Genomic DNA, 5,694 nt, shown 5'->3' on the forward strand with positions numbered 1-5,694 from the left:
TTTTTCAGCGGCAGCTCAGCCTGGAGCAGCGCCAGCGTTCTCAGCGCCTCCGCGGGCAACGCGCTGTCGTCGCGGTGATATCCTTCAACGATCAGCACCATTTCGCCTTTGCGACGGTTATCGTCCTCTTCTACCCACGCCAGAAGCTCGGCCACCGGCGCGCCATAAATGGACTCCCAGGTTTTAGTGAGCTCACGCGCCAGCACGACATAACGCCGCGGTCCCAGTACGGCGACCATATCGCGCAGGCTGTCCAGCAATCGATGCGTGGACTCGTAGTAAATCAACGTCCGCGGCTCTTCCAGCATCGCCTGCAACGTGTCTTTTCTCGCCTTGGTTTTCGCCGGCAGGAAGCCTTCATAACAGAAACGATCCGACGCCAGCCCCGCCGCGGACAGCGCGGCAATCGCCGCACACGCCCCCGGCAGCGGCACGACCCGCACACCCGCTTCGCGGCAAAGCCTTACCACGTGATAACCCGGATCGTTAATCAACGGCGTTCCCGCGTCCGACACCAGCGCCACGCTCATTCCACTTTGCAAACGGCTCAGCAATTGCTCTGCTTTCTGTTGTTCATTGTGATCGTGCAGTGCGAACAGCCGCGCATTAATTGCGAAATGCTGTAACAATAAACCGGTATGCCGAGTATCCTCTGCCGCAATGAGATCGACGCTCTTCAGAACGTCCAACGCGCGCTGAGTGATGTCTCTCAGGTTGCCGATAGGCGTCGGGACAATGTAAAGGGTGGAGGCAGAAATCTCCGCTTGTTGGTCTTGATTCATTGTTTCATCCGGGTTGCCGATTTAATATTGAGCATCTCTGAATTTATCACTGGATACAGTATGCTTCCCTTAAATTCTGTCCGCGCCCATACAGGCCGAGTTATTCCTGTCATGCTGGCGGCGCTCGTTCTCGCGGGCTGTCCAAGCCAGGCGCCCCAAAGTCCGTCGAACCAGCAGGTCGCTATCAAGGCTGGCGCGACATCTGATTATTACCTGCAGCAGGCGCAGCAAGGCGGGGATGATAACAAGGCTGACTGGCAATTACTTGCTATTCATGCCCTGATCCAGGAAGGCAAGCTGCCTCAGGCCCTCGCGCAATGGAGCGCCCTGCCCGCTTCGCTCAACGACCGACAACAGCTCGAACAGCGTCTGCTGAACGCGGAACTGGCGGTTGCTCGCGCTGATATGAACGCCGCCAACAGCACGTTGTCCCAGTTGGATGTCAAAGCGCTTTCCAGCCAGCAACAAGAGCGCTACTACCAAGCGTTGATTAGCGCCAATCAGGCACAGCCATCGCTGACGCTGATCCGCGCTTATATCGCTCAGGAACCGCTGTTACAGGGCGATGCCCATCAGCGCAACATCGATATGACCTGGTCTGCGCTCACTCGCCTTAGCCCTCAGACCCTCAGCTCCATCGCGATCAACGCCGACGAGAACACCCTGGCGGGTTGGCTCGATCTGCTAACAACCTATCAAAGCAAAGTCGCAGCGCCTACCGAGCTGAAAACGGCGATTGCCGACTGGCAAACGCGCTATCCACATCATCCGGCCGCGAAAACATTGCCGACGGTGTTAACACAACCGCAGGGGACAGGACCGAATCTGTCGACCTCCGGCGGTATTGCATTGCTACTGCCGTTGAACGGTCAGGCGCAGGTCTATTCGAAAGCCATTCAGGCTGGTTTCAGCGCAGCACGTGACGGCCAGGCCATACCGAACGCCCCGGTGCAAACGCCAGCCCCCGCAGCCCCTGCGCCGGGAGACTCCGCGCCCGCCGCGACGGCGAATCAGGCGCCAACATCGCCGGCGCAGGAACAACCGGCTTCCGATACACCGGCACCGGCGCCCTACAGCGCAGCCGCTGCGCCTGCTCCAGCGCCCAGCAATGTGGCGGTGAAGGTCTACGATACGACCGGACAGCCGTTAACCAACGTCATTGCTCAGGCACAGAAAGACGGCGCCACCATGATTGTGGGGCCGCTGCTGAAAAGCGACGTCGAACAATTACCGGCGACCCAAACCACGCTGCAGGTGCTGGCGTTAAATCAGCCGGAACACGTCCAGCCCAGCCCCAACATCTGCTATTTCGCCCTGTCTCCGGAAGATGAAGCGCGAGATGCGGCGCAATTTATTCACAGCCAGGGCAAACAGCAGCCACTGGTCCTGGCGCCGCGTGGTGGGCTGGGCGATCGCGTCACGACCGCTTTCGCCGCCGCCTGGCAGCAACAAGGCGGCTCCACGCCGCTGCAGCAGCGCATCGGTGGCACCGCCGAACTGAAGCAGGCCATCAATAACGGCGCAGGTATCTCGCTAAGCGGTCAGCCGATCGTCACCGCATCAACGTCACCTCAGCCACAGTCAGGCACCACTATCGGCGGCCTGAACATCCCGGCGCAGGTGCCGCCAACGCCAGCCGATACCAGCGCGGGTGGCGTTGACTCGGTCTACATCATCGCTACGCCTGACGAGCTGTCATTAATCAAACCCATGATCGACCTGCGCAACAAATCACGCGTTCGCGCCGCGCTCTATGCCAGCTCACGCAGCAATCAGGCCGGTATGGGACCTGATTTTCGTTTGGAGATGGAAGGGCTGCAGTTTAGCGATATTCCGCTGCTGACAGGCGCGAATCCGTCGCTGATGCAGCAGACGACCGGCCAGTTCCGCAACGACTACTCGCTAGTGCGCCTGTTTGCCATGGGGATGGACGCCTGGACATTGGCGAACAACTTCGCCTCTCTGCGTCAGCAGCCGGGCTATCATCTGGAGGGTTCGACGGGGCAACTGAGCGCCACGCCGGATTGCGTCGTGAACCGCAAACTCACCTGGCTGCAGTTCCGCCAGGGGCAGCTGGTGCCGGCATCCTGAAAACCCGAGAAACCGGTAACGATTACGAACGACAGGCTCGGCGCTATCTTGAGCGCGCCGGCCTGACGTTTGTTGCGGGCAATGTCACGCTACGCGGCGGCGAGCTGGATTTGATCATGCGCGACGGCCCGATATGGGTTTTCGTGGAAGTACGCTACCGGCGCAATGCGGACTTTGGCGGCGCAGCCGCCAGCGTAACCCGGCGCAAGCAGCAAAAGTTACTGCAGGCGGCCGCCGTGTGGTTATCGCGTCACGGCGGCGGCTTCGACCATACCGACTGTCGTTTCGACGTACTGGCCATCACCGGCGACCAGCTGGAGTGGTTGCCGAACGCGTTCGGCAATCAGGAATAATTGGTTAATTCCGAAAACAAAAGAATAGGTTACCCAAACGTGCTGGATAGAATTAAAGTCTGTTTTACCGAAAGCATCCAAACCCAGATTGCCGCGGCAGAAGCTTTGCCCGATGCGATCTCGCGGGCAGCCGTCGCGATGGTGCAATCTTTGCTGAACGGCAACAAAATCCTGAGCTGCGGGAACGGCACTTCCGCCGCCAACGCCCAGCATTTTGCCGCTAACATGATTAACCGTTTCGAGACGGAGCGTCCCAGCCTGCCCGCTATCGCGCTGAATGCCGACAACGTGGTGCTGACGGCGATTTCGAACGACCGGTTGCACGAGGAGATCTATGCAAAACAGGTTCGGGCCTTGGGGCAAACGGGGGATATCCTCCTGGCGATATCCACGCATGGAAACAGTCGTGACATCGTCAAAGCAGTAGAAGCCGCCGTGACCCGCGACATGACCATCGTCGCGTTAACCGGCTACGATGGCGGCGAACTTGCGGGTCTGCTGGGACAACAAGATGTGGAAATCCGCATCCCGTCGCACCGCAGCGCTCGCATTCAGGAAATGCACATGTTGACGGTAAACTGCTTGTGCGATCTGATAGACAACACGCTTTTCCCACACCAGAACGATTAAGGAGTACCTCATGAGGATATATTCTTGCATTGCCGTGCTGTCCGCCGCTCTGCTGCTACAGGGTTGTATCGGCGCGGTCGCTATCGGCAGCGCAGCCGTCGCGACCAAAACCGCGACCGATCCCCGTACGGTAGGGACTCAGGTTGATGATGGTACGCTAGAAATGCGCGTTTCCAATACGCTGGCAAAAGATCAGCAGTTGAGTAAGGAAGCCCGCATTATCGCGACGGTGTATCAGGGTAAAGTCCTGCTGACCGGTCAGTCGCCGAATACCGAGCTGTCCAGCCGAGCCAAGCAGATTGCGCTGGGCGTGGAAGGTGCGACGGAGGTGTACAACGAAATCCGCCAGGGGACGCCAATTAGCCTGGGCACCGCTTCAATGGATACCTGGCTCACCACCAAAGTGCGTTCTCAGCTGCTGGCCAGCGATCAGGTCAAGTCCTCCAACGTCAAAGTGACCACGGAAAACAGCGAAGTCTTCCTATTAGGTCTGGTCACTCGCCGCGAGGGCACCGCCGCTGCGGAAATCGCCAGCAAAGTCAGCGGCGTCAAACACGTCACCACGGCATTTACCTATCTGGAGTAGCCTACCCTCTCCCCATCTTCCTGACCCGCCTTAACGGCGGGCTCAGGCCCTTACAGCCCCACCTGGCGACTCACGCCGAGCCATACTTCTCTTTACCCCCGTCAAAACAACCTTCGATGCTCCTTTTTGCGCTCCGAAGCATCGCCTGAAAACTCCGTTAAACAACAGAACATCATGCTGGATTTGCGAATACATTAGCTTGGCTATTGTTTTTTTTGGCGCTCTCAGCGCTATCTATAGCGAGGGGAAAGACTAACCCGGCCGCAAGCGCTCATTTTTTACAAAACAGAACCGCAGCATTATCGCAACTTATTGTTTTTAAGGAAGGCTTCCCCACCGATCTGGTTCATTTGTCGCAGTATCCATTGCTGACGACGGATCACATAACCTGATGGACGATCGACGCGAAACCGGATTGGATTAGGCAGCACTGCGGCCAAAAGCGCTGCCTCGCTGGCGGTTAAACGACTGACAGACTTGTGGAAAAAATGCCGGGAAGCTTCTTCAACGCCAAAGATCCCCGGGCCAAACTCTGCGATATTCAGGTAGACAGTCAGAATCCGACGCTTGGTCCACGCCAGCTCCATCACCGTCGTCAGGCCGGCCTCAAGTCCCTTGCGCACCCAACTGCGCCCGTCCCACAACAGCAAATTTTTAACTGTTTGCTGAGACAGCGTGGAAGCGCCGCGAATGCGTCCTTCATTTTCCTCGTTATGTCGCAAAGCGGCATCAATCGCATCGAGGTCGAACCCCCAATGTTGTGGAAACTTTTGGTCTTCCGCCGCGATGACAGCCAGAGGCATGACATAGGCGATCTCATCCATCGAAACCCAGTCGGAATGCGCGACATAGGAAAAGTCGCCGCGCAGCCATGCGCTGATCTGACGGTCTATCATTACTGCCGAAAAGGGCACTGGCAGGAATGAAAACAGCGCAATCGCCAGCAGCCAGGCCCCCAGCACGACCACAATGCCTCGGACGATCGTGCGTTTAAAACCACGGACAATGGGGCTTAGGACTCGGCCTGATTTCATTCAGTCAATTCCAAAACATGGGCAACCAGTTTCTCAATCCCCTGAGCCACTTCGCCGATGGAATTCGCCAGCATGTAGGCCGGCGTCGTCACCACCTTGTGTTCGGCATCCACGACAATGTCGTCCACCGGACAAGTCACATGCATTCCGCCCATCGCTTCGATGGCTTCAGCGGTATCAATATCGTTACCAATTGTAAGTCTGACAGGAAGACCCAG

General features: G+C 57.8%; 6 protein-coding genes and 1 pseudogene. 4 read left to right on the forward strand and 3 right to left on the reverse strand.

The features are described from left to right. Positions 1 to 782: 16S rRNA (cytidine(1402)-2'-O)-methyltransferase (gene rsmI, locus AU511_RS16445; RefSeq protein ID WP_094110327.1), on the reverse strand; the 782-nt coding region annotated here is incomplete at its 3' end. Between the two features lie 60 nt (positions 783 to 842). Between rsmI and AU511_RS16450 the strand changes: the two genes are divergently transcribed. The 4 genes from AU511_RS16450 to dolP are packed head-to-tail and all read left to right on the forward strand — an operon-like array spanning position 843 to position 4,442. Next, entirely contained in the window at positions 843 to 2,873 is a 2,031-nt protein-coding gene (locus AU511_RS16450) for a penicillin-binding protein activator (RefSeq protein WP_094110328.1), read from the forward strand. Next, entirely contained in the window at positions 2,870 to 3,226 is a 357-nt protein-coding gene (locus AU511_RS16455; RefSeq protein ID WP_240503875.1) for a YraN family protein, read from the forward strand. Before AU511_RS16450 ends, AU511_RS16455 begins: the two co-directional genes overlap by 4 nt. A 39-nt stretch (positions 3,227 to 3,265) precedes the next feature. Further along, positions 3,266 to 3,856 carry a DnaA initiator-associating protein DiaA gene (diaA, locus tag AU511_RS16460; RefSeq protein ID WP_026740721.1) on the forward strand — a complete coding sequence of 197 codons (591 nt, stop codon included), beginning with the start codon at positions 3,266 to 3,268 and terminating at the stop codon, positions 3,854 to 3,856. 10 nt (positions 3,857 to 3,866) lie between these two features. Beyond that, positions 3,867 to 4,442, forward strand: a complete 576-nt coding sequence (dolP, locus tag AU511_RS16465; protein ID WP_094100807.1) for a division/outer membrane stress-associated lipid-binding lipoprotein — start codon at positions 3,867 to 3,869, stop codon at positions 4,440 to 4,442. A gap of 299 nt (positions 4,443 to 4,741) precedes the next feature. Here the strand turns inward: dolP and mtgA are convergent, their stop codons facing one another. Next, entirely contained in the window at positions 4,742 to 5,476 is a 735-nt protein-coding gene (gene mtgA / locus AU511_RS16470; protein ID WP_094100808.1) for a monofunctional biosynthetic peptidoglycan transglycosylase, read from the reverse strand. Next, positions 5,473 to 5,694 (reverse strand): annotated as a pseudogene (locus AU511_RS16475) (isoprenoid biosynthesis glyoxalase ElbB); the annotation flags it as partial. The gene mtgA and the pseudogene AU511_RS16475, both read right to left, overlap by 4 nt.

Source organism: Lonsdalea iberica (assembly GCF_002111585.1).
Classification (GTDB): Bacteria; Pseudomonadota; Gammaproteobacteria; order Enterobacterales; family Enterobacteriaceae; genus Lonsdalea; species Lonsdalea iberica.

Excerpts from the sequence above, each read along its gene's own strand:
- dolP (WP_094100807.1), top strand. The coding sequence starts at position 3,867 with ATGAGGATATATTCTTGCATTGCCGTGCTGTCCGCCGCTCTGCTGCTA.
- AU511_RS16450 (WP_094110328.1), top strand. The coding sequence starts at position 843 with ATGCTTCCCTTAAATTCTGTCCGCGCCCATACAGGCCGAGTTATTCCT.
- mtgA (WP_094100808.1), bottom strand. The coding sequence starts at position 5,476 with ATGAAATCAGGCCGAGTCCTAAGCCCCATTGTCCGTGGTTTTAAACGC.